This window comes from Pseudomonas amygdali, assembly GCF_002699855.1.
GTDB lineage: Bacteria > Pseudomonadota > Gammaproteobacteria > Pseudomonadales > Pseudomonadaceae > Aquipseudomonas > Aquipseudomonas amygdali.
Genome location: NZ_LKBW01000315.1, coordinates 1 through 23,651 on the forward strand (window position 1 = coordinate 1; position 23,651 = coordinate 23,651).

Consider the following 23,651-nt stretch of genomic DNA (forward strand, 5'->3'; position numbering starts at 1 on the left):
GCTGCGAGTTTTGCCTGCACTGTATATTTACCCATGACGCCTCCAAAGGTTGCGTCCAACCTTCGGGGGTCATACCAGAGCGTGAGGAACGATAATCTCGACTATCGTGCGGCGCTCTGCGTCGCATGCCGTTCCGGACGCTCCGCGTCCTATCCTGTACATGCGGCGCGGCGCAGATTCTTTCATACCCGTCACGGCGAAACTGTCAGAATATTTATTAGCTTCCTATCGATACGCTAAGGTATAAACCGAAAACGTGAATTAGCCGCTTCGATGGGATCCCTTTCTTGAGCTCTGAGTCTTCCGCCCCTCCTGCCCCGGTCAAGTTGTCCAGCCAGCCCGGTTTCGTCAGTTTTATCCTCTCGCGCCTGATGGCAGTGTTTGCCATGCAGATTCAGGCAGTGGTGGTCGCCTGGCAGGTCTATGACATGACCCGCGAGCCAATGGCACTGGCGTATGTCGGCCTTGCTCAGTTTATTCCCATGTTGCTGCTGTTGATGCCTGCCGGGGACCTGATCGACCGCTACAACCGCAAGGTCATCCTGATGATCAGTTGGGGCGTGCAGGCATTCTGCGGCACCATTCTGTTTGTGTTTTCGGCCCTCAAACTGCAAGACCTGCGGCTTATCTACGCCGCGCTGATGCTATACGGCTGCGCCCGCGCCTTCACCGGCCCGGCCCTGCAAAGCCTGCTGCCACAGATTGTCCCGCGTGACCAACTGCCTTCGGCCATTGCCACCAACAGTGTGATCATGCGCTGTTCAACCGTTGGCGGCCCGCTGATCGGCGGCTATCTGTATTGGCTGGGCGGCGCAGAACTGACGTATTCAGTCTGCGTGGCAGCATTCATAGCTGGCATCCTGTTTCTGGCCCCTGTAGCGACGCCCTTTGCCGGCAAGCCAGTGGAACTTGGCTCCAGCGCCTGGGGCCGGTTCACCGCGGGAATTGCCTTCATCCGCTCGCGACCGATCATCCTCGGCACCATTTCGCTGGACCTGTTCGCCGTGCTGCTCGGCGGCGTGGTGGCGCTGCTGCCGATTTACGCCCATGAAGTGCTGCATCTGGGCCCCCAAGGGCTGGGCATGCTGCGTGCGTCGATGAGCCTGGGCGAGCTGGGCGTCGGTATTTACCTGAGCATGCGCCCGCTGCAGCGCAACGTCGGCATGACCATGTTTATTGCCGTCGGCCTGTTCGGCGTAGCGAATCTGGTGTTCGCACTGTCGACACTGTTCTGGCTTTCGTGCCTGGCTCTGCTGGTCGCGGGCGCGGCGGACATGGTCAGCGTGTTCATTCGCTCGGCGCTGGTGCAGTTTTCGACGCCGGACAACATGCGCGGCCGGGTCAATGCCGTGAACATGCTGTTTATCGGCTCATCCAACGAGCTGGGCGAGTTTCGCGCAGGCACCAGCGCCTCGCTGGTCGGCGCAATACCTGCGGCAATCATGGGCGGCGCCTGCACACTGGGCGTGGTCGGCGCGTGGATGACGGGCTTCAAATCGCTGCGGCAGGTCGACCGTTTTGCCGATGCGTCGCCGCCTGACGTGTTGCAGGCGCAGCCCGTGAAAAGCTAGACACGGACTTTCCGAACCAATCGGCTCTCTCGCACCTCTATACCCTCGCATCCTGCACACGCTGGCCGGACCGCCAGACTGGCGCAGACCTGTATCAGCAGCGACACTCATTGCACGAAAAGAAGAGGGATCCGACATGCTCTGGAAAAAAGGCCGACGTAGCGACAACGTAGTCGATGCGCGCGATGGCGGCAGCAGTGGCGGCGGCTGTGGCATGCGCATCGGTGGCAAGGGGCTGGGCCTGGGCGGCATTGTGATCATCGTTGCCATCGGCCTGCTGACCGGTCAGGACCCGATGCAGATTCTCGGGCAACTGACCGGGCAAGGCACCGAGCAAAGCGCTCCACCCAGCGCGCAAACGCGTCAGGCGCCACCGGCCAACGACCAGCAAGCCGAATTCGTGCGCAGCATCCTCGGCGATACCGAAGACACTTGGCGTGCTGTGTTTGCTCAGAACGGTCGCGAGTACAAGGACCCGACGCTGGTGCTGTTCAGCGGCCAGGTCAACTCGGCTTGCGGTCGCGCCACCTCGGCGACCGGCCCGTTCTACTGCCCGGCTGACCAGCAGGTCTATCTGGACATGGACTTCTTCCGCGAAATGGCCCAACGCTTTTCCGCCGCCGGAGACTTCGCCCAGGCTTACGTGATTGCCCACGAAGTCGGGCACCATGTGCAGACCCTGCTGGGCATTTCTGCCAAGGTCGACAAGGCTCGTCAGGCCGGGCAAAAAATGGAAGGTGCCAACGGTTTACTGGTCCGCCAGGAGCTTCAGGCGGACTGCTTTGCAGGTGTTTGGGCGTACAACGCACAAAATCGTTTGAACTGGCTTGAGCCGGGTGATATTGAAGAGGCATTGAATGCGGCCAACGCTATCGGCGATGATCGCTTGCAACAGCAAAGCAGTGGTCGAGTCGCTCCGGACTCCTTTACTCATGGGACGTCTGCCCAGCGTGTACGCTGGTTCAAGGCAGGCTTTGCCCAAGGCCAAATCAATCAATGCGATACATTCGCCGCCAAGAGTCTCTGAACACATGATTAAACCGCTTCTGGTCCTGTTGTTGAGCACTGCCTTCGCGAGCCTCGGGGCGCATGCCGAGGATCAAGCGGTTACGTCTATCAGTCCGGATCGCCTGGCCATCAATGGTGCAGAGGCGACACTGGGGCTTAGCCAGGAATGGGTACACCCCAAGCCGAAGATCGAGCGCGCGGTGATCGTGCTGCACGGCCGCCTGCGTAATGCGCAAACCTACCTGCGCAGCATCGAACGTGCCGCCAATCAATCCAAAGAGCGCAGCAAGACCTTGCTGATCGCCCCGCAATTTCTGGATGAGAAGGACATTGTCGCGCATCACCTGCCGGAGTCGATTCTGCGCTGGCGCCAGAACAGCTGGATGGAAGGCGCAACCGCCACCAATCCCAAGCCCGTCAGTTCGTTTCTGGTCCTGGACCATATCCTCAAGCGTCTGAGCGACAGCAAGCTGTTCCCGAATCTCAAAGAAGTGGTCATTGCCGGGCATTCCGGTGGTGCCCAGGTGGTGCAGCGCTACGCGATGATCGGCGGCAAGGAAGATGCTCTGCTGCAGCGGGAAGGCGTGAAGCTGCGTTATGTGATTGCCAACCCGTCGTCCTATGCCTATTTCGACGCAGAGCGGCCTGAGCCGGTAACGGCGCAGAGCTGCCCTGATTTCGACGAGTGGAAATACGGTCTGAACAAGATGCCGTTCTATTCGGGAAAGGAAAAGCCGGCTGACATCGAGAAGAATTACGTGAAGCGCGACATCACTTACCTGATGGGCGAGCTGGACACCGACCGCAACCACCCTGCTCTGGACAAGACCTGTGCCGCCGAAGCGCAAGGCGCGTATCGCCTGATTCGTGGCCAGAACTACTTCAACTACCTCAAGAAACGCCACCCTGAAGGGCTGAACCAGCGCCTGGTAATCGTGCCGAAAGTCGGCCACAACGGCGACGGGATATTCACCTCGCCCGAGGGTCAGGCGGTGTTGTTCAAGCCGTTTTGAGTGATAGGGATATAACTATCGTCCCCACGCTCCGCGTTCAACGCCACATAAAAGTCCGCTTTTGATTCTGGCCGGAGGCCGTGGGAGCGAACTTGTTCGCGAAAGGGTCAACATAATCGTCGAAAATGCATCGACTGAAATACCGTCTTCGCGAGCAATGCGGATTGCCGCCCCGGTCGCTCCCACAAACACTTGTGGATAACGGTGAGCGCTCCGCATTGGGACGGTAGGCAGCTCAGATCACCTCAGCATCCCGCGCAGCACTGTGCAATCCTCCGCATGCCAGTCGGTCAGTTCAGGCCAGGGGTTGTCTTTCAGATTGACCAGAACGGTCTTGGTACCCGCCGCACGGCCGCAGTTCAGGTCATGCATGTAGTCGCCGATCATGACCATCTTCTCCGGCTCGACACTCCAGCGAGCGGCCAGCTTCAGCAAACCCGCCGGATCCGGCTTGGGGGTCGCTTCGTCGCGGCCCAGTACATCCTCGACAGCAAAGCAGTCAGCGAGGCCGATGGCTTTCAAGGTGATGTACGCGAGCTCTTGAGCGTTGCGGGTCAGTATTCCCAACCGATAGCCGCGCGCCGACAACTCACGAACCAGCTCGACCGCGCCCTCGGCAGGCTGCGAAGCCAGCGCCAGATCGCGCTCGTGCTCAAGCAGCCAAGCGTGTTTGGCCGCCGATTCCTCAGCGGGCAACGCGGCAAGATGCCCCAGAATGTCGTCGTCCTGAGGGATGCCCAGTTCACGCTTGATTGCCGGGAAGTCGTGGACCGGGATGGTCAGGGTGCCATCCATGTCAAACACCCAGTGCTGTATGCCGTCGAGTGTCATGCCCAATCCTTGCGATGGCGGATCAGCCCTTCCTGGCTGACCGATGCAACCAGTTGCCCGGCGCGGTTGAAGATACTGCCGCGTGAGAAACCGCGGGAGTTGCCTGCCCAGGGACTGTCCATCGCATAGAGCAGCCAGTCATCGGTGCGCAGGTCGTTGTGGAACCACAGCGAGTGATCGAGGCTGGCGACCTGCATATCGCGCTGCCAGACCGTCTTGCCATGCGGCCGTAACGAAGTGGTCAGCAGGTTGAAGTCGGAGGCATAAGCCAGCATGTAACGATGCAGCGCCTGCATGTCCGACAGGCTGCCATCGGCGCGAAACCACACGTACTTCACCGGCTCGCCTGGCTTGGGATCGTACGGGTCTTCGGATGTCACGGGGCGGAACTGAATCGGTTTGGGGCGCAGAAACTTGTCGTGCATCGCTTCGGGGATCAGGTGTGCTCGGCCCGTCAGCAGCTCTAGCTCGGACGGCAGGTTTTCCGGACCGACAATCTGCGGCATCGACGCCTGGTGCTCAAAGCCCTCTTCGTCGTACTGAAAAGAGGCGCTGCACGTGAAAATCGGCTTGCCCTTCTGAATGGCAGTCACACGGCGCGTGCTGAAACTGCCGCCGTCGCGCACGCGGTCCACTTGATAGACCACCGGCAGGCCTGCATCGCCAGGGCGCAGAAAATAGCCGTGCAGCGAGTGAACGTGGCGATCCTCTTCGACGGTCTGACTGGCGGCAGACAACGACTGCCCCAGCACCTGACCGCCAAACAGCTGGCGAAAACCCAGGTCCTGGCTGCGGCCGCGAAAAAGATTCTCTTCAATGGCTTCCAGCGTCAGCAACTCAACCAGATCATCCAGCACTTGGCTCATTCTCACTCCTCTTGCACATCGACTCTGCACTTTTACGGCAACGGCAGTCGCTGCATTTTCCGACAGGCCTCTGGCCCATCCCACTGGAATGGAATGATACAGATTTAAGATGGTTGGCTTAATTCAATCTACACCCTGATCAAGGCTTCAGCGTCCTGAGCCACTGCTCATGGCTGATCCGGTACAGCACGTGCGGCTTGAGCGGATGGCCGTCATCCAGATTGGGATGATCGAAGTTGCCGGACTCATCCTGCTGCATACCGATTGCCTGCATAACTTTTTGCGACGGCTGATTATTGACCGCGGTAAACGACACGATCTCCTTCAAATTCAGGCGCTCGAAACCACAGCCCAGCGCGGTCCATGCCGCCTCGCTGGCAAAGCCCAGGCCCCAGTGGTCATAAGCCAGCCGCCAGCCGATTTCCACGGCCGGCGTAAAAGGTGCCTTGAAACCCACGACATGCAGACCGGTAAAACCGATGAATTCGCCGGTATCCTTACGCTCCAGCGCCCAAAACCCGAAGCCCAATTCGGCAAAATGACCACGTAACCGTCCGATCATGGCGGCGCTTTCAAGACGGCTCAGCGGTTCGGGGAAATAACGCATCACGCGCGGGTCCGCGCACATCTCCGCGAATGCTGGCAAGTCATCGTCGCGCCACTGCCGCATCAGCAGCCGGGCGCTGTCTAGCTTGAGTATCGGTTCCATCGATTCCCCCGTGTAACGAGACATGAGTGGGCGTCAGTGTAGTTATCCACTACGCCAGACAACTGGGCGTGCGCATGCTTTGCTGGCACTATCGGGCTTCGACCTGTCAACGGACGCAAAATGTCCCTACCGCTTATCTACCATGAAGACTACAGCCCGGACTTCCCGGCAGATCACCGCTTCCCGATGGACAAGTTCCGTCTGTTACGTGACTACCTGGTCGACAGCGGCCTGACCAGTGACGTTCAATTAATGCGTCCCGAGTTATGCCCGGCGGACATTCTGGCGCTGGCTCATGACCCGTCCTACATCAGCCGCTACCTTAATGGCGACCTGTCCCGTGAAGACCAGCGGCGTCTGGGCCTGCCCTGGAGCGAGGCGCTGGCACGTCGCACGGTTCGTGCCGTGGGTGGTTCGTTACTGACTGCCGAGCAGGCCTTGAAGCACGGTATGGCTTGCCACTTGGCGGGCGGCACCCATCATGCGCACTATGATTACCCGGCCGGTTTCTGCATTTTCAACGACCTGGCAGTGATCAGTCAGTACCTGTTGCAAAGCGGCCGCGTGGACAAGGTGCTGATCTTCGACTGCGATGTGCATCAAGGCGACGGTACCGCACGTATTCTGGCCGATACCGAAGACGCCATTACCGTCTCGCTGCACTGCGAAAAGAATTTCCCGGCACGCAAGGCGCAGAGCGACTGGGATATCCCGCTGCCGATGGGGATGGGCGACGCCGATTACCTCAACGTGGTCGACGATCTGCTCAACTACCTCTTGCCGTTCTACAAGCCGGATCTTGTGCTGTATGACGCAGGAGTGGACGTTCACAAGGATGATGCGCTGGGCTATCTGCAACTGACCGATCAGGGCGTGGCCCATCGCGACGAAGCCGTGTTGCGTCATTGCCTGAGCCGCGACATTCCGGTCATGGGCGTGATCGGCGGCGGCTACAGCAAGGACCGTCAGGCGCTGGCAAGACGCCACGGGATCCTGCATCACAGTGCGCAACGGGTCTGGGACGACATGGGCTTATGACCGCGCGCTGCACCTCACCACAGTCGCAGCCAATGAGTTGCACCACACCTGAAAACAACGCTCGGGTAGAATGCCCACCTCCTCTGCTATCGATACTTCGCTGACCATGACCGACCTCGCCTCTCCTGCTTCCCGAACCGTCGCCATTATCGGAGGCGGCCCTGCGGGGTTGATGGCAGCAGAGGTGTTGAGCCAGGCAGGGCTGAACGTCGATCTGTATGACACCATGCCCTCAGTAGGGCGCAAGTTTCTGCTGGCCGGGGTTGGCGGCATGAACATAACGCACTCCGAGCCCTACCCGGCTTTTTTATCGCGCTACGCTGAACGTTCGCCGATGATCGCGCCTTTTTTGCGTAGTTTTAGTGCCGATCAGCTGTGCCAGTGGATTCATGCGCTGGGTATCGAGACGTTTGTCGGCAGCTCGGGCCGTGTTTTCCCCACTGACATGAAAGCCGCCCCGCTACTACGCGCCTGGCTCAAGCGGCTGCGTGATGCGGGCGTCACGATCCATACCCGTCACCGCTGGCTGGGATGGAACCCCGATGGCAGCCTGCGCATTGCCTGCGCTGATGGAGAAAAGGCGCTCAACCCTGCGGCCACGTTGTTGGCACTGGGCGGTGCCAGTTGGGCCCGGCTGGGGTCTGACGGGGCCTGGCTGCCATGGCTGCAAGCAAGGCAGGTCGAGGTTGCACCTCTGCAGGCCGCCAACTGTGGTTTCGAAGTGAGCGCCTGGAGCGACCTGCTGCGCGACAAGTTTGCCGGTGCACCATTGAAAAATATCGCCATGGGTCTGCATGGCCATGCCCTGCGCCTGGGCGAATGCGTGCTGACCGGGACGGGCGTGGAAGGCAGTCTGGTGTATGCACTGTCGGCGCAGATTCGTGAACAGATCAACCTTCGCGGCTCGGCGACAGTGGACATTGACCTGCTGCCCGGCAAAACGCTGACAGACATTCAAAAAGCCCTGAGCAAACCACGTGGCTCGCGCTCGATGTCCAAGCACCTGCACAGCCAATTGGGCCTGGACGGCGCAAAGGCAGCGCTTTTACGCGAGCTTGCGCCTCGTGAAGCGTTTGCCGATCCGCTGTTGTTGAGTGAAGCCATCAAGGCGTTGCCACTGCCCCTGATCAAACCACGCCCCATCGATGAGGCCATCAGCACCGCCGGTGGCGTGACCTTCGAAGCCATGGACGAGCGTCTGATGCTCAGGCAATTGCCCGGCGTGTTCTGCGCAGGCGAAATGCTCGACTGGGAAGCCCCTACAGGCGGCTACCTGCTGACCGCCTGCTTCGCCAGTGGCCGCGCTGCGGGGCTGGGGATGGTGGAGTGGCTGAACTCACAGTGATTCCTGTGCGTATGCTCTGCACTCAGCGTTATACATAAACCCTTTCTGTGGGAATTTGTTCGCGAAGGCTATATTCCAAACGCAGCAAATTCGTCGACTGCGCTGCCCTCTTCGCGAACAAGTTCGCTCCCACAAAGCCCACGGATAACCTGTGGGAGCTTGCTCACATTATACATAAATCCTTCTGTGGGAGCGTCGCCCGGCTCGCGCCCACATGCGTATATCAAGGCTTCTTCTTGCGCGGGCCGGTGTTGAAGACCGGCACTTTACGTATGGGTTTGACCGCTGGCGCAGGCTCTGACTCGCCGCTGTCGACCCATTTGCCCAGGTTACGTTTGCTGCCCGAGACCTTGGGCTTTTTCGGTTTCTTGGGTTTTTTCAGGATCTGGCCGCTGGCATCTGTAGTCGGCACCCGGTGCTCAGGCTCAAAGTCCTGTTCTTCCTTGCGCTCAAGCGTCTGGCGGGTCAGCACTTCGATGGCCGACAGCAGTTCGACTTCATCGGCACACACCAGCGAGATCGCCTCGCCCGTCAGGCCCGCCCGGCCGGTGCGGCCAATACGGTGGATGTAATCCTCGGCCACAATCGGCAGGTCCAGATTGACGACCGTCGGCAGATCATCGATATCCAGACCACGAGCCGCCACGTCGGTGGCAACCAGAATCTTCACTTCATTGCTCTTGAAACGATCCAGCGCACGCTGGCGAGTGGCCTGCGGCTTGTCGCCGTGAATACCATCAGCGTTCAGACCCAGCCCCTGCAAACGGTCCACCAGTTGATCAACGCCAACCCGGGTCTTGGCGAACACCAGCACTTGGCCCCAGCGATGTTTTTTCATCAGGTGGATGAACAGATCAGCCTTGCGCTTCTTGTCCACGGTCACAACCCATTGCTTGACCGACGACGCCGCCACATTGCGCGGGCTGACCTCGATGGTCAGCGGGTCATTCAGCATCTGAGCGGCCAGCAGACGAATTTCGTCGGAAAAGGTCGCGGAGAACAGCAAGGTCTGGCGCTGCTTGGGCAGTACCGCGTAGATGCCACGCAATTCATCGGCAAAGCCCAGATCAAGCATGCGGTCGGCTTCATCGAGGATCAGGGTCTGCAACTGGGAGAACTTGACTGCATTCTGGCGATGCAGGTCGAGCAGACGTCCCGGTGTCGCAACCAGCACGTCCACGCCCTTGCGCAGCTTCATCATTTGCGGGTTGATGCTCACGCCACCGTAGGCTGCGTAAGTGCTCAACGGCAGGTGCTCGGCATACTGACGAATGCTTTCGTGAACCTGATCGGCCAGTTCGCGGGTCGGGGCCAATACCAGCGCGCGAACGCAATTAGGCGCGACTTTCGGCCCTTCCATGGTCAGGCGCTGCAACAGCGGCAAGGCAAAACCTGCGGTCTTGCCGGTGCCGGTCTGGGCAGCTGCCATCAGATCGCGGCCCGCCAGTACCGGAGGAATTGCCTGGGTCTGTACAGGCGTCGGAGTCTGGTAACCGAGCGCTTCGAGGGCGCGCAGCAAGGGTTCGATCAGGCCGAGAGAGGCGAATGTCATGGAAATACCGTAGGAAAAATTCAACGCAAGGCGCGCAGTTTAACCTGTCCGGCCCGCCTCGGTTAGCTTGTGCGTGTCGATCCGACCTTTCGTACCGCCGACCTGCGCCATTGCGGCAGGCCAATCAGCACGACAGCGCTGAAAATCACCACCATGGCCATGCACTCTTCAATACCGATTGTCTCTCCCGCAAACACCACGCCAAGCATCACCGCCACTGCCGGGTTGACGTAGGCATAGCTGGTTGCGGCTGCCGGGCGCACGTTCTTGAGCAGGTACATATACGCGCTGAACGCGACGATAGAGCCAAACACCACCAGATACAGCAGCGCGCCCCAGCCCGCCGCAGTCGGCATATGCGCAAGACGCTCGCCGCTCAAAGCGCTACCAATCAGCAGCGTCGCTCCGGCAGTGATCATTTCCGCCGCACTGGCCATCGGTCCTTTGGGCAGCGGCATATGCTTGCTCAATACAGAGCCGAACGCCCAGGACGCCGCAGCGAAGAGCACCAGCGCAGCGCCATAAGGGCTGGCTTGCAGATTGGAACCGAGATTCAGCAGGCCGATACCGATCAGGCCCAGCACGATGCCCGCCCACTCCAGATTAGTCGTGCGATTGCCCCAGAACAGGCCGAACAGCAAGGTAAACAGCGGCATGGTCGCCACCGCCAGCGCCGCGACGCCTGATGCAACGCCTGCGTGCTCGGCCAGCGTCACACCGCCGTTACCGCATGCCAATAGCAGGAAGCCAATCACAAACGCCGCCTTCCACTCGCGCCAGGTCGGTGCTGGCACGCCGCGATAACGCAGGAAACCGTACATCAGGCACCCGGCAATCAGAAAACGCACGCCAGCCATCATCAGCGGCGGCCATGACTCCACGCCAATACGGATGACCAGATAGGTAGAGCCCCAAATCAGGTACAAGGCCAGAAAAGCACCAATGAGCAACGGCGAAACACGAACGGACTGAGGCATGGCAAGGCTCTGGGATCATTGTTATGGTGGACCTATTGTATGAAGGCCAGATGCGGATATTAAGCAGACAAACCTGTTTAAACCGCACTGAAACTTACGATTCAATGCTTGTAAGGTCTGCTTTCCTTTTATTTTAAAATTACCCATCGCACAGCACGAGGCACATCATGACGCTGGATAAATACGATCGGATTCTGCTCGATGAGCTGCTGAAAAATGGCCGGGCGTCTTTTGCGCAGCTGGCGAAACTGGTCAACCTGTCCGCGCCCGCCGTGGCCGAGCGGGTCGCCAAGCTTGAGGCCAGCGGAGTGATTACCGGTTACGAGGCGAAGGTCGATCTGTCAAAGGTCGGTTTGCCGATTCAATGCCTGATCGAGTTGCGCATGGGCAGTCACGGTAATCAACAGGCGTACAAGGAGCTGTGGCAGGTCCCTGAACTGATCCAGTGTTACCGGGTGACGGGCGACCCGTGCGTGATCATGAGGGCTGCGGTGGATTCGATGCCGCACCTGGAAGACCTGATCAATCGGATTGCCAGGTTTGGCTTCAGCAAAACCTCAATCGTGCTGTCGACAGCAGTGGAGCGCAGCCTGCCGGCCGATTATCTGACCAGCAACGGCAAGCAGGAACACTAGAAGATCAGAAGCCGCGCTGACGCTTGAGTGTTTCGCCGATCTTGGCGGCGGGGACTTTCTGCAGCGAGCAGAGCATCTGGTGGGAGATTGCGGCGATAACGTGGGTGTTGCGCAGTTCGTTGGTCAGATACGCGGTGAGGTTAGCGGCCATTTCCGCATCCGCCATCGCCCGGTGAGCCTTGCCGGTATTGGGCAGGCGCGCGTAGCTGGTCAGCGTGCCAAGCTTGTGATTCGGTGCGCCAGGCATCAGGCGTCGGGCCAGCAGCATCGAACAGGCAAAGCTCTGTTCGCGCTTGCGCTGAATGCGCGACAGTTCGTAGTCCCAGAACTTCTGGTCGAACGAGGCGTTGTGCGCGACCAGCGGCGTGGCACCGACGAAATCTGCCACATCGCCCATCACCCGTTCGGCGCTGGGGGCGGTGCGAATCATGTTGTTGCTGATACCGGTCAACCCTTCGATGAACGCAGGAATACGCACCCCGGCATTCATCAGGCTCTGAAAGCGCTCGACAATACGCCCCTGCTCCATGATGACCACGGCAATCTCGGTTGCCCGGCAGCTATGGCCGGGGGAGATGCCGGTGGTTTCAAAGTCGATGACTGCAATACGTTCCAACACTGGCCTGACCCTGTAAATTCATTTCAGCAACAACGCGCCTTCGATCGGCACATAACGACTGGCTGCGCGGATCAACGAGTTCGCGGTCAGCCCCGGCACGCCATAGGCCACCGCCTCAACACCATGTTTGCTGATCACGCGTTCGAGCAACATGTCGAAATCGCCATCACCCGATGCCAGCACGACTTCGTCAACTTGCGGTGCGAAATCCATGATATCGATGGTGATGCCGACATCCCAGTCCCCTTTCGCCGAACCGTCGCTGCGCTGGATGTACGGTTTGAGCCTGACGGTAAACCCCAGATTGCGCAGGATCTGCTGGAACTGCTGTTGTTTGCTGTCGCCACGATCGATGGCGTAGGCAAACGCGTGAACAATCTCGCCGCGCTTGCTGATATCCGCCCACAAGGCGGCGTAATTGAAATGACAGCCATGCGCCTGGCGCACGGTGTAATACAGGTTCTGCACGTCGGCGAACACCGCGATCTTCTTCACCGCAATTCCTCATGGCGGGCAACACGCCCACTGGTTACAGCGATCCGGAATGTGAATCGGCGCCCAGTATGCCAGCTTGAGAACGGAATTGAGCTTCAACTATCGTGCGACGCTCCGCGTCGCACGCATTTCTGGACGCTCCGCGTCCGATCTTGAATGGGCGGCGCGGCGCAGACCTGTGACGCGGAGCGTCACCCAAGGCGTTCCCTCACAGGAGAGTGCGGAACGATAATTGTCTGTTCTGAAGCGCGAGAAGCGCTCACTGCATCCTCAAACAAACGAATCATCATCAGAAAACATGTCGCCGCCATCGTCAAAGCTGTCATCGGCCGTGTACTGCTGATCCGGCTGTCCCCAACCGCCCTGATCATTGAACGAGCCGGTGTCCTGAGCCTGTGGCGCGTCGTGAATGACCTCGACGATCTCCTGCGGCTGGCTGTGGTGGCTGAACATGCTGCTGATGCCCTCTGCCAGCAGCACACCGCCCGCCACACCGGCCGCGGTCTTCAACGCACCGCCGAGAAAGCCACTGCCCGCAGCCGGAGCAGGCGCGGCATAACCGCCCTGCGGCGCTGCGGGCGCAGGGGCTGGATTGAAACCGGCACCGTCGCGCCAGCCACCACCCGAAGTCTGGCCAGGCTGAGCCTGAGGCGCTCGCGAGGCGCTGCTGCCGAAAATACTCGACAGAAACCCGCCGCTGGCCGGCGCTGACGAAGATTGCCCCCTGGCCTGCTGAAGCTCGGCCTGCAACTGCTGGATCTGCTCGTCGCGCTGTTTCACCTGCTGATTGAGCTGGTTGACCGCAGCTTCCTGCACCAGAATCGCCTGCGTCATGTAATACGGCGCAGCGGGCTGGCGAGTCAGATGCTCCTTGATGCGCGCCTCGGCCGCAGCATCTCGCGGAGCGGATGCCGTTTCGGCATCTTTCAGTTTCGAGAAAAGACCATCAATCAGGGTTTGCTCTTCGCTGTTCATGACCACCTCACTGAGTTGCCACTGGAATTCTTTCCTGCCGCACCGGCCGCACCGGCAGGACCATGCTCAGAAAATGGGGCCTCATCCACCCGCTTCAATGACATGAAGAAAAAGATAAGAAGATCTCAGCCCAGCACCACTGCGCTTGGTTCGGCAAGGGCCATGGGCTAAAGTGTGCGCCTGCTTTTAGCCTGCGATCTATCTACATGAACCCGTTGACCGTCATCCAGGATTCGCTCTATTTCTTTCGGCGAAATCTGGGCAGCATCGTGCTGCTGTGCCTGCCTGTCGTGATACTCGAGGTGCTGGCCAAACAAGCGCTGAGCAACGCCATGTCCGCCGACACGTCGCCTGCCTACGAATTGGTCATCGGGCTGTTTTTCTACCCTATCTATACAGCGGCACTGATCCTGTTTCTCGACGCACGCAGCCGTGGCGAAGACGTCTACACCCGCGACCTGCTGGCCATGGCGTTGCGCCTGTGGCCCACCTTCGCCGTGCTCTCGGCAATGAGCACTCTCCTGATCATGTTCGGCCTTTCGCTGTTCGTGGTCCCCGGCCTCTGGGTCATGATCAAACTGGCGTTCAGTGAATACCTGCTGGTCCTGCGCAAGCTCACGCCGTTCATGGCCATGCGCGAAAGCATGCTGATGACCACCGGGCACTTCACCCGCATTCTGGTGTGCGTACTGAGCGTCTACATTCCCCTGTGGCTGCTTGAGGGCGCCAGCCTGTACCTGTTTCCGGAACCGCAAAGCGCAGCGGTTTCCGTGATCACCGACAGCATCGGCAGCTTCCTGCAACTGTTCACCACCATTGTGACGTTCCGCCTGTTCATGCTGATCAGCGAGCCCGCGCACCGGGCCTGAACCAACAGCTGACGCCAGACGCACCGATTCGGTATGCTAAATACCGAATCCCTCACCGAGCGCCAGGCGCTCCAAGTCGAGCCGATGCCACGTCTACTGCTACGTCTGACCCTGTACAGCCTGCTGCTGGTCGCCGTATTGCTGGTAATGGTTTACCAACTGACGTGGCGCCCTCCAGCTCGCGAGTTACTCCCGGCCAGCTGCAATCCTGGGGTTCAAGCGCCCAAGCTGGTGCCGGGGCAAGCCCTCAAAGTCATGACCTGGAACATCCAGTACCTGGCGGGCAAGCGCTATGTGTTCTGGTACGACATGGCCGACGGCAGCGGCCCGGACGAACGCCCGACGCATGAAGACCTTGCCTACAACCTGGATGAAGTGGCGCGGGTCATCCGTGATGAACAACCGGATATCGTGTTACTGCAAGGAGTCGACGATGGTGCCAAAAACTCCGATTACGAAGACCAACTGGCATTGATCAAAGAACGAGTGGCGGACCTCTACCCGTGCAGCACGCAGGCGTTCTACTGGAAATCGGAGTTTGTACCCAACCCGCATATCTGGGGCAGCGTCGGCAGAAAACTGGCGACCCTCAGCCGCTTCCACATCGACAGCGCCGAACGCGTTCAACTGCCAGTGCCGGACGCCAATATCATCAGCCTTCAGTTCCAGCCCAAGGATGCCTTGCTGATCAGCTACCTGCCCTTGCGTGACGGCGGCAAACTGGCCGTCATCAACACCAGCCTGACCACCGCCAGACACATCGGCGACACCGCACAAAAACAGATCGTCGCCACTGAAAAGCAGTTGGACAAACTGGAAAGCGGCGGCACACCGTGGCTGATCGGCGGCGACTTCAACCTGCTGCCGCTGGGCCAATACCAGCGCCTCCCCGAGGAGCAACGCCTCGGCTACGCCGCCGACAGCAAGCTGCACGAGCTGTGGGAGAAATACCCGATGATCCCCGACAACGCCGAATCCAGCGGCATAGACCGCAGCAAATGGCTGACGCACTTCCCCAACGACAGCCGCATCAACGGGCCGGACCGGACGGTGGATTACCTGTTTTACAGCCCGAGTTTGAAGCGGGTCAGTGCGAGGGTACGGCGGGACGATACTTTGTTGATCTCTGATCATTTGCCGGTGATTGGGCGGTTTTTGTTGCCGGTTTTGCCTTGAGGGGTTCCTGCTCTGTAATCAGATAGTTTTCTAAAATAAGGATATTGAATTGAACAAACTTAACGTTGCTAAAACTATTCTGGGGGGCGCTGCAGCACTTTGCTTCATAACTCCCCTCTGGGCTAAAGATGGAAACGAAGCACTGGCGGCGGTAATCGATCAGCAAAAGACACAGCTTCCCATCATGCTGGACCTTATGACCCGAATAGACACGATTGCCTATGCTGATCACACCGTCCTCTACAACCTCACGATCAATGGTTACAACGGAAGGCCTGGCGAAAAAGTCTACTACGACAGCTACCTGACTCAGCAAATCCAAGGCAGCTTGTGTAAGCAGACAGCCTATCTATTGGTGCTGGAGCTGGGTAACAAAATCACTTATTCGTACTCCAGCTCGACAGGCGAGTTCATTACATCGATCACGCTTTCACGCAAAGACTGCGAGTAAAGCAACAGGTGCGTCTTTGTGCTCGCCCTGAAAAAAGACAGGACGCTCATGAGCGTCGGGTTGTAGATATGGGCCTGCGTTATCGCACGCACCTGATAATTGAAGCGTATCCCCCGCTGCGTCAGTCCGCGCCGCTCCACATCGCATCAAGCGCCCGCTCAAGCGTAGGTGTCATGATCTCGATGCCATCGCCGTACGCCGCCGTGCCACGAGCGCAGTCGATAATCACCGTGATTCCAGCACCGGTGAGCCGTCCGGGGTATTTGCGCAGGGTCAACTCAACACATGAGCAAGCCAGCCAGCGTGCCTGATCGGCTGACCAGCCATTGTCTTCGAAAGCAAACACGCGGATGTCGCGCCTGATGTCGATTATCTCGGGTGGGTAAATCCATTGCGTGGCAAGTGCCTCGTAAGGCGTCGTCTGGACACGATAGCGAGCACTTGGGGACAGGGCGATCACTTCAATGCGCTCTCCGCGCATGGTGTCGCCTTCATGCTCGGAGCTGGCAAATATGGGCTCATAACCTTTCCCGGTGAACGTAAAGAATTTCGTTTTTCCATCAGCCTTCAACTGGGCCAGAGCTGCGCTCACCAACGGGAGAGACCTATCGTCAGGCTCAAGCGCTCGGTCATATCCGTCAAACTCGATACCCATAAAGTTGGCTTCATCAGCATCAGCCGTGTAGCAGCGCGCGGCGAGGGACAGAGTGCCCTCCGTGAAGTAGTACATGTCGTACTCATAGTAATAGTCGTAGAAGCCGTCCTTATCCTGCTCGCTGGCGTCGATATGGTGATACCGCTCCATGCGGATTGAACCCGGGCCTTGGGATGTCCACTCGGGTTTGAGCTCGCCGTCACGGTGGTACTCACGTGAAAAGATGTTTTTCATCCAGCGCTTGATAAGGGATTTGAAAACAAATCTGGCAGTGTTCAATGTCCTTCCCTGGTTACCCGGTTGCTCGGAAACTTTCCGTGATCGATTCCTGAGTATTCGCGTGATTGAAACTACCTGAGCCGAGTGCGAATGGCAGCCCTATAGCCCGCAATAAGCTGGCGAGTCGCCGAGCATCTGAATGTCGTCCTTCAGCAACTGAAAGGGTCAAAACAGTTTGAACCGTTTTCAGACGCGCTCGCCTAATGATTAGCCTGTGGATACTCCCACAGGCTACGTGCCAATACCGGCATACCCAAAGGGTGATCAACGTGGCTAAAGACGACAAGAAAAGCAAAGGCGAAGCCTCAAAAGCCAGCAAGGATCTGAAAGACAAGAAAGCATCACCGGCCAAGAAATCTTAAGCGGCCTCGACGCTTTCCAAGTCTTCCGAAAAGAAGGACAAGAAAAAAGACGCCGAGCCAAAGAAAGCTGCCAAAAAAGCTGATAGCAAGCCAGACAAGGCCAAGAAGTCAGACAAGGCGGAAAAGCCGGTTAAAAAGAAAAAGTGATGTTTGCTGCCTGCCAGGGCGTTGCGCCCTGGTGTTCTCCGGGTCTGTTGCGTTGGGTATCCAATATCTGATCAGGTGTTTCAGACTGGGTACTTGAGCAGCAAGAGTGCGCCGCTATCCCATCGATCCCCCTCGTCTTTAGCTCACAAATAGCCTGCTGAATGCTGCGCGACTTTACGTCCCCCTCGGCTTAACCCTAGCCGTAGCCTCCGCCACCAATGGATCATCCGGCCAGTAATGCTTCGGATACCGCCCCTTCAAATCCTTCTTCACCTCAATATAGGTAGACCGCCAAAAGTTGGCCAGATCCTGCGTCACCTGCACCGGACGGCGTGCTGGAGACAGCAAATGCAGTTTCAACACCTGCCGCCCATTGGCAATGCGCGGGGTGTCAGATAACCCAAACAACTCTTGCAGCCGCACCGACAGAATCGGCGGGTGTTCGCTGTAGTCGATACGGATATTCGAGCCAGACGGCACCTGGATGGTCTGCGGGGCCTGCGCTTCCAGTTGTTGCGGCATTGGCCACGGGAGTAGGTTGCGCAGGATGGAGGACAGGTCGAGCTGGCTGAAATGGCTGAGCCGGGTGACTTTGCCCAGGTAGGGCATCAGCCAGTTTTCGAGTGTCGCCAGCAGTTGCGCGTCACTCAGGTCGGGCCATTCGCTTGCTGCGCTTTTATCGATGTCCAGGTTGCGTAGCAGCGCGACACGCTCCTGCCACTGGCGCAGTTCGGGTGTCCACGGCAGCAGTTCCAGGCCTTTGCGACGCACCAGCGCCAGCAATGCCTGGCTGCGGGCTGCGTCATCGAGGCCGGTCAGCGGTTCGCGGCTGATAATAAGCTCGCCCGCCTTGCGCTGCCGTTCTGCGCGGAACACGCCTTCGCGCTCATCCCAGTCTATCTGGTCCACCGTGATGACCTGCTCGGCCAGCACAGAGTCGAACAGCGCTGGATCGAATTCGGCAGCGAGGTAGATGCGTTCCTCACGCTGCCCCTGACGGCTGCCTAAATCCGCGATGACCAGCCAAGGCTGCTTCATCAGTGCGTCGGCCTCGGCGAAAAGTGCCGCGCGACCGTTGGCCAAGCGATATTCAGCACCACCCGGACGACGTTGCTGTGCCACGCGATCCGGGTAGGCCAGCGCCAGTAGAGCGCCCAGCCAGCGAGAGTGATCGGGATCGCTGACCGGGCTTTTTACGGTGCCGCGCAGATATCCGCGATATTGCGGTGCTAGCTGTTTAGCTCGCTGCACGCCGCCCTGTGCGCCACGCGCAGCACGCTCGGTGCCCGCCAGCAAGGTCAGGCGGCTGTGCAGATCGGCCCCGCCGACGCGCAGAATATCGCGCTCGCCCAATAGTGCGGCCACGTCACACGCCAGTTCGCCCAAGCCCAATGCATGACCGCGTAGCAACAGGTGCGCGATGCGCGGATGGGCCGGCAGCTCGGCCATCGCCTGACCGTGGGGCGTCAGCGCTGGCGGTTGGCCCGGCTGATTGCTCAGCGCCTCAAGCCGCACCAGCAAATCCTGCGCCTGTGCATAAGCCGCCGCTGGCGGGACATCGAGCCAAGCCAGTTGCGCAGGCATGACGCCCCAGCGCGCCAGTTGCAGCGCAAGCCCGGCGAGATCCGCCTGAAGAATTTCTGCCGCGCCGTAGGCGGCCAGTTGATCGTGTTGCGCTTCTGACCACAGCCGGTAACACACACCCGGCTCCAGCCGCCCTGCCCGTCCGGCACGCTGGGTGGCGCTGGCACGGGAGATACGCTGGGTTTCCAGACGCGTCATGCCGCTGCCCGGATCGAAACGCGGCACCCGCGCCAACCCGGCATCGATCACCACACGCACGCCGTCGATGGTCAGGCTGGTCTCTGCGATATTGGTCGCTAGCACCACTTTGCGCGTGCCCTTGGGCGCCGGTTCGATAGCAGCGCGTTGCGCATTCAGATCAAGCTCGCCATGTAAAGGGCAAAGCAGGATGTCGGCGCGTTCGCCCAGCGCTTCTGCCAGTTGCTGGTTGACCCGACGAATCTCGGCCTGCCCCGGCAGAAATACCAGCAGGCTGCCGGACTCGCTGCCCAGCGCATCCAGTACCGTCTGCACGACACGCGGCTCGATGAATTCACCCGGCTGAAAAGGACGCCCCCACTGCATCGTCACCGGAAACATCCGCCCGTCGCTGCGCACAACCGGCGCATCGTCCAGCAACGTCGCCAGCCGCTCGCCTTCCAGCGTGGCCGACATCAGCAGAACCTTCAGCGGCTGATCGTCACGAAACAGCTCACGACCATTGAGGCTCAGGGCCAATGCCAGATCAGCATCCAGACTGCGCTCGTGAAACTCATCGAAAATCAGCAACCCGACGCCTTCCAGCGCAGGGTCGTCCTGCAAACGACGCGTGAGAATCCCCTCAGTCACCACTTCAATACGCGTATTCGGGCCGACCCGGCTTTCCAGACGAATCCGATAACCCACCGTCTCACCGACCTTCTCGCCCAGCTCACTGGCCAATCGCTCGGCGGCTGCTCTTGCCGCCAGTCGCCGAGGCTCCAGCATCAGAATGGTCTGCCCGGCCAGCCAGGTTTCCTCAAGCAGCGCGAGCGGCACACGCGTGGTCTTGCCCGCGCCGGGAGGGGCTTCGAGTACGGCTTCATGGCGCGTGGTCAGGGCCTGGCGCAGGGCTGGCAGGACGGCATCGATGGGTAACGAGATCATGGGGGCTCCCGGAGAGATGCGGGGAGTATACCGGGGTGGGGTTGGGGAATCAGGCGGCGTGTTTTAGCTGAACGGCAGTCGCCAGAAAGACTGCCGCAAGCATGCCAGACGTCGAAAAATCAGACCTGGACTTCGTCACCTTTATCATCAATAAGGCCATTGTCGTATTTCTTGCGCAATTCTGGATCGGACAAAATCTTGAACGCATTTGAAATCACTTTGAAACGCTCAGTCGCCTCAGCCTCCTTACCGACATTCTTATCAGGATGATTCTTCAGCGAGGCTTTCCTGTAGGCCGTTTTGACTGCGGAGAGGTCTGCCGTCATGTCCGAGAGGCCCAAGTGTTCGTACAACGGCTTGACGGGTGGCTTGGCGGGGACGGAATCGCCCACCTTCGAGGAAGCGTCAGCGGCTGGTGTGTTGTGGGGCCGTTGCGTTGACGGCCGCTCAGCGCCTGCATTGGGCTTTGCTTTCGGTGGCGGCGGTGTGCTGTTGGCCTGCGGTCGAGTGCGTGGAGGCGTTTGCGGATGTGCTTGCTGTGGGGCGCTTTCAGGTCTCCAGGATGGGCCCGGTGTGGGTCGTCGTACGCGATCGGTGTTCGACTGACGAATCTCGTTGATCAACTGGTCAGCGATGTCGTTCATCAGCTTGTTCAGCTTCAGGTTGCTGGAGAAGAACGCGTGGTGCGCCTCACAGTTGTCCTTGCCCTGCGCGGGCTCAGGCTTGGCCATCGCGTCGGCCAGCTTCTTGCCCAGAGAGAACAACATCTTGCCTTGGCTGTCGCTGACGCCAAAAAAGCTCATCACGTTATGCATCGACTTGTCGCGCTCCCAGACAACGCTGGCTACGTCGAAGGCAGTTCGTGCCAGATTGAATCGGCCTCCGCCTTCGTGAGTCTCGACATTGGTCACCGGTTCCTTGCCGCGCAATGCGTCCAGGATTACCGCGAGGCCTTTCTGCTGACGCTCGTTGAGCCGGCCTTTCTGCTCCAGCAATGAGCTGTTGACCTGCAACGCCACTTTGCCAGCGATATGGCTAACGACGTTCATCGCGCGATCTATCGTTGGCTTTGTCGAATCGCTGAGCGCTACACGCGCCAACGAAGATGCAATGCTGGTGAGGTTGATCATATGCTTTCCCGGAAACTCATTGTCGTCTTGGTGGCAAGCAACAGGATCTGGTTCCACGGGCGAGTCAATATTCGATGCAGGGCTCGGGTATAAGGCTCACGGCGTTCCGTTTCGGCCGTGCAAGCGGTAGCCGGGACGTTCGCTCAGTCGTTCGTAATAGGCCTTCACTGCCGGGAAGTCCGGATGACTTAACGGGGTTTCAAACCAGCGATTTACTGAAAGGCCCATCGGGATGTCTGCCAGCGAAAACTCGCTGCCGCTAACGTACGCCCCGGTAGCATCAAGCTGTCGATCCAGGATCGCCATGTGTCGGGTCCATTGACGGCATCCGGCAGCCAGCGCGTCAGGGTCTTGATGGGCGACGCTGTGCCTGACCAGCGACATGAAGGCATAACCCCAGGATTTGTTGAGATCTGTGGCCTGCCAGTCGATCCATTGATCCACTCTGGCTCTGGATATTGCGTCCGCTGGATAGAGATGCACGGCGTTGCTGCGGTTCGCCAGGTACCTGATGATCGTGTTCGACTCCCACAGAACGAAGCCATCGTCCTCAATGACTGGAACCATCGCATTAGGGTTGAGTGCCATGAATTCAGGCGTGTTGGTTTCCCTGAAACCAGAGCCCCAGTCCTGCCGTTCGAACGGGATTTCCAACTCTGCACAGGTCCAGAGCACTTTGCGGACATTGATCGATGAGGCTTTGCCCAGTATCTGTAGCATTCAATCTCCTTATGGCCAGCCCGCCTTGGCCGCCATCGCCGTTACTTCCACGCGCATACCTTCAACCGCCAGCGATGCCACGCCCACTGCTGCGCGCACTGGCCACGGTTTTTTGAAGAAGCGTTTGTACACTTCGTTGAAAGCGGCGCGATCTGCCATCTCGGTCAGGTAGATGGTCAGGTGCATGACGCGGTCCATCGAGCTGCCGGCTCGTTCCAATGCATCTTTCAGGGCCCGCAGGGTGCATTCGCTCTGCTCGGTGATGCCGCCCAGCTCCAGGCTGCCGTCCGGATGGGTCGGGATCTGGGTGCTGACCAGCACGCCGTTGAAGTCGGCGACGTCCGAGGAGATGGAGTCCGCATCGGGATCGGGGGTGAAGATGATGTCTGCGTTTGCCATAAGATCTCTGTTTTGCAAAGGACGGAAAACGCCAAGCCTACGCGAGCGTCAGTTAGGGGTCGAGTCGCGGGCTATGTCGCGGAAAGTTGAAATACGCTGCATTGCTCTACAGAATCGCGCCCGGACCCGGCCGTGCTGCCGGACGCTTGTGCTGAAAGGGGTTGCCGTTGAACGAACAGAGATTGTCCATGCGCCTGGAGCGTGTGGCGACGCACGTACCCGCCGGTGCGCGGCTGGCTGATATCGGCTCGGATCACGGGTATCTGCCGGTGGCGCNGGCTCGGATCACGGTTATCTGCCGGTGGCGCTGCTGAACCGTGGTGCCATCTCGGCGGCGGTGGCTGGCGAGGTGGCGTTGACGCCGTTCCACGCAGCCGAACGCACCGTGCGCGAGAACGAACTGGAGCAACAGGTCTGCGTGCGTCTGGCCGATGGTCTGGCGGCGATTGAGGCGGAAGACGGGATAACGGCGGTCAGCATGTGCGGCATGGGTGGCGAGACGATCCGCGACATCCTTGAACGTGGCAAAGCGCGCCTGAGCGGTCAGGAACGTCTGATCCTGCAACCCAACGGTGGTGAGCAGCCGTTGCGCCTTTGGCTGATGGAACATGATTACCGCATCGTCAGCGAAGAAGTGCTGCGGGAAAACCGTTTCGACTACGAAATCATCGTCGCCGAGCGCACCGGCCCCGTTAAATACACCGCCGAGGAACTGTATTTCGGCCCGCTGCAGATGCAGGCGCGCAGCCCGGCATTTCTGCTCAAGTGGCAGCGTTTATTGGGCAAGAAACAGAAAACGCTGAACAACTTCGAAAGGGCACAGAAAGGCGTGAGCGAAGAAAAATGGCAGGAGGTTGCGCAGCAGATTCGCTGGATTAGCGCCTTGCTGGCCTGAAAATCGAACTCGTGCACGAACTTGCTCTCAAATCCGCATGATCCACAGTTCAGGCTTTATGGCACCTTCATCTGGTGGCGTCAAAGTTGCAATGTGACGCGGAGCGTCACGAACTGCATTACCACGCGGAGTGGTATGACCCCCGAAGGTTGGACGCAACCTTTGGAGGCGTCATGGGTAAATATACAGTGCAGGCAAAACTCGCAGCCGTGAAAGAATATTGTG

Annotated in this window: 22 protein-coding genes and 2 pseudogenes; 11 read left to right on the top strand and 13 right to left on the bottom strand. The window is 59.2% G+C overall.

Annotated elements, in window-relative coordinates:
- The first annotated feature begins 287 nt into the window (after window positions 1–287).
- The 3 genes from AO277_RS25755 (at window position 288) to AO277_RS25765 (ending at window position 3,592) form a co-directional block, all read left to right on the top strand.
- Entirely contained in the window at window positions 288–1,571 is a 1,284-nt protein-coding gene (locus tag AO277_RS25755) for an MFS transporter (protein WP_044319117.1), read from the top strand.
- A 136-nt stretch (window positions 1,572–1,707) separates the two neighbouring features.
- A complete protein-coding gene (gene ypfJ / locus AO277_RS25760; RefSeq protein WP_044319116.1) occupies window positions 1,708–2,598 on the top strand; it encodes a KPN_02809 family neutral zinc metallopeptidase in 891 nt (296 codons plus the stop codon).
- Between the two features lie 4 nt (window positions 2,599–2,602).
- Window positions 2,603–3,592 (top strand): hypothetical protein, encoded by a 990-nt coding sequence (locus tag AO277_RS25765; protein ID WP_004655548.1) that lies wholly within the window; start codon window positions 2,603–2,605, stop codon window positions 3,590–3,592.
- Window positions 3,593–3,832: 240 nt separating this feature from the next.
- Here the strand turns inward: AO277_RS25765 and AO277_RS25770 are convergent, their stop codons facing one another.
- The 3 genes from AO277_RS25770 to AO277_RS25780 all read right to left on the bottom strand — a co-directional run bounded on the left by AO277_RS25770 (window position 3,833) and on the right by AO277_RS25780 (window position 5,998).
- Window positions 3,833–4,423 (bottom strand): HAD family hydrolase, encoded by a 591-nt coding sequence (locus AO277_RS25770; protein WP_044319115.1) that lies wholly within the window; start codon window positions 4,421–4,423, stop codon window positions 3,833–3,835.
- On the bottom strand, window positions 4,420–5,289 hold the full coding sequence (tesB, locus tag AO277_RS25775; RefSeq protein ID WP_005733652.1) for an acyl-CoA thioesterase II: 870 nt from the start codon (window positions 5,287–5,289) through the stop codon (window positions 4,420–4,422). The genes AO277_RS25770 and tesB overlap by 4 nt, the downstream gene beginning before the upstream one ends.
- A gap of 139 nt (window positions 5,290–5,428) precedes the next feature.
- Window positions 5,429–5,998 (bottom strand): GNAT family N-acetyltransferase, encoded by a 570-nt coding sequence (locus AO277_RS25780; protein WP_002555252.1) that lies wholly within the window; start codon window positions 5,996–5,998, stop codon window positions 5,429–5,431.
- 120 nt (window positions 5,999–6,118) lie between these two features.
- On the opposite strand from AO277_RS25780, the gene AO277_RS25785 reads away from it, so the two are divergent.
- Both AO277_RS25785 and AO277_RS25790 read left to right on the top strand, forming a co-directional pair.
- Window positions 6,119–7,036, top strand: a complete 918-nt coding sequence (locus AO277_RS25785; RefSeq protein WP_044319114.1) for a histone deacetylase family protein — start codon at window positions 6,119–6,121, stop codon at window positions 7,034–7,036.
- A 106-nt stretch (window positions 7,037–7,142) separates the two neighbouring features.
- On the top strand, window positions 7,143–8,381 hold the full coding sequence (locus tag AO277_RS25790; protein WP_002555254.1) for a TIGR03862 family flavoprotein: 1,239 nt from the start codon (window positions 7,143–7,145) through the stop codon (window positions 8,379–8,381).
- 223 nt (window positions 8,382–8,604) lie between these two features.
- Here AO277_RS25790 and rhlE1 read toward each other — a convergent pair whose 3' ends face one another.
- Both rhlE1 and yedA read right to left on the bottom strand, forming a co-directional pair.
- Complete coding sequence (gene rhlE1 / locus AO277_RS25795; protein WP_044319112.1) at window positions 8,605–9,933, bottom strand: RNA helicase RhlE1; 1,329 nt, start codon at window positions 9,931–9,933, stop codon at window positions 8,605–8,607.
- 62 nt (window positions 9,934–9,995) lie between these two features.
- Window positions 9,996–10,910: a drug/metabolite exporter YedA gene (yedA, locus tag AO277_RS25800; RefSeq protein WP_044319111.1), complete on the bottom strand. Its 915-nt coding sequence runs from the start codon at window positions 10,908–10,910 to the stop codon at window positions 9,996–9,998.
- A gap of 167 nt (window positions 10,911–11,077) precedes the next feature.
- On the opposite strand from yedA, the gene AO277_RS25805 reads away from it, so the two are divergent.
- Window positions 11,078–11,545 carry an Lrp/AsnC family transcriptional regulator gene (locus tag AO277_RS25805; protein WP_002555257.1) on the top strand — a complete coding sequence of 156 codons (468 nt, stop codon included), beginning with the start codon at window positions 11,078–11,080 and terminating at the stop codon, window positions 11,543–11,545.
- Window positions 11,546–11,549: 4 nt separating this feature from the next.
- Here AO277_RS25805 and AO277_RS25810 read toward each other — a convergent pair whose 3' ends face one another.
- The 3 genes from AO277_RS25810 to AO277_RS25825 form a co-directional block, all read right to left on the bottom strand.
- Window positions 11,550–12,161: a 3'-5' exonuclease gene (locus tag AO277_RS25810; RefSeq protein ID WP_044319119.1), complete on the bottom strand. Its 612-nt coding sequence runs from the start codon at window positions 12,159–12,161 to the stop codon at window positions 11,550–11,552.
- Between the two features lie 21 nt (window positions 12,162–12,182).
- The gene (locus AO277_RS25815; protein WP_002555259.1) at window positions 12,183–12,659 is read right to left on the bottom strand and encodes an NYN domain-containing protein; all 477 of its coding nucleotides are present in this window, start codon (window positions 12,657–12,659) and stop codon (window positions 12,183–12,185) included.
- Between the two features lie 270 nt (window positions 12,660–12,929).
- Window positions 12,930–13,634 carry a DUF2076 domain-containing protein gene (locus AO277_RS25825; RefSeq protein ID WP_044319110.1) on the bottom strand — a complete coding sequence of 235 codons (705 nt, stop codon included), beginning with the start codon at window positions 13,632–13,634 and terminating at the stop codon, window positions 12,930–12,932.
- A 206-nt stretch (window positions 13,635–13,840) separates the two neighbouring features.
- Here AO277_RS25825 and AO277_RS25830 point away from each other — a divergent pair, with 206 nt between their 5' ends.
- From AO277_RS25830 to AO277_RS25840, 3 genes are read left to right on the top strand one after another with little or no spacing between them, the layout of a single operon-like run.
- Entirely contained in the window at window positions 13,841–14,503 is a 663-nt protein-coding gene (locus tag AO277_RS25830) for a YciC family protein (protein WP_044319109.1), read from the top strand.
- 33 nt (window positions 14,504–14,536) lie between these two features.
- Window positions 14,537–15,679 carry an endonuclease/exonuclease/phosphatase family protein gene (locus AO277_RS25835; RefSeq protein ID WP_044319108.1) on the top strand — a complete coding sequence of 381 codons (1,143 nt, stop codon included), beginning with the start codon at window positions 14,537–14,539 and terminating at the stop codon, window positions 15,677–15,679.
- 49 nt (window positions 15,680–15,728) lie between these two features.
- Window positions 15,729–16,130 (top strand): hypothetical protein, encoded by a 402-nt coding sequence (locus tag AO277_RS25840; RefSeq protein ID WP_044319107.1) that lies wholly within the window; start codon window positions 15,729–15,731, stop codon window positions 16,128–16,130.
- A 121-nt stretch (window positions 16,131–16,251) separates the two neighbouring features.
- Here the strand turns inward: AO277_RS25840 and AO277_RS25845 are convergent, their stop codons facing one another.
- The gene (locus AO277_RS25845) at window positions 16,252–17,019 is read right to left on the bottom strand and encodes a hypothetical protein (RefSeq protein ID WP_044319118.1); all 768 of its coding nucleotides are present in this window, start codon (window positions 17,017–17,019) and stop codon (window positions 16,252–16,254) included.
- Between the two features lie 305 nt (window positions 17,020–17,324).
- Between AO277_RS25845 and AO277_RS25850 the strand changes: the two are divergent.
- Window positions 17,325–17,573, top strand: a pseudogene (locus AO277_RS25850) (hypothetical protein).
- Between the two features lie 174 nt (window positions 17,574–17,747).
- Here AO277_RS25850 and hrpB read toward each other — a convergent pair.
- The 4 genes from hrpB to AO277_RS25870 all read right to left on the bottom strand — a co-directional run bounded on the left by hrpB (window position 17,748) and on the right by AO277_RS25870 (window position 22,531).
- Complete coding sequence (gene hrpB, locus AO277_RS25855; protein ID WP_044319106.1) at window positions 17,748–20,282, bottom strand: ATP-dependent helicase HrpB; 2,535 nt, start codon at window positions 20,280–20,282, stop codon at window positions 17,748–17,750.
- A gap of 119 nt (window positions 20,283–20,401) precedes the next feature.
- The gene (locus tag AO277_RS25860) at window positions 20,402–21,412 is read right to left on the bottom strand and encodes a J domain-containing protein (protein ID WP_044319105.1); all 1,011 of its coding nucleotides are present in this window, start codon (window positions 21,410–21,412) and stop codon (window positions 20,402–20,404) included.
- 96 nt (window positions 21,413–21,508) lie between these two features.
- Window positions 21,509–22,132 carry a glutathione S-transferase family protein gene (locus tag AO277_RS25865; RefSeq protein WP_044319104.1) on the bottom strand — a complete coding sequence of 208 codons (624 nt, stop codon included), beginning with the start codon at window positions 22,130–22,132 and terminating at the stop codon, window positions 21,509–21,511.
- Between the two features lie 9 nt (window positions 22,133–22,141).
- On the bottom strand, window positions 22,142–22,531 hold the full coding sequence (locus AO277_RS25870) for a RidA family protein (RefSeq protein WP_044319103.1): 390 nt from the start codon (window positions 22,529–22,531) through the stop codon (window positions 22,142–22,144).
- Window positions 22,532–22,698: 167 nt separating this feature from the next.
- On the opposite strand from AO277_RS25870, the pseudogene AO277_RS25875 reads away from it, so the two are divergent.
- Window positions 22,699–23,426 (top strand): annotated as a pseudogene (locus AO277_RS25875) (tRNA (adenine(22)-N(1))-methyltransferase).
- The last annotated feature ends 225 nt before the right edge of the window (window positions 23,427–23,651 follow it).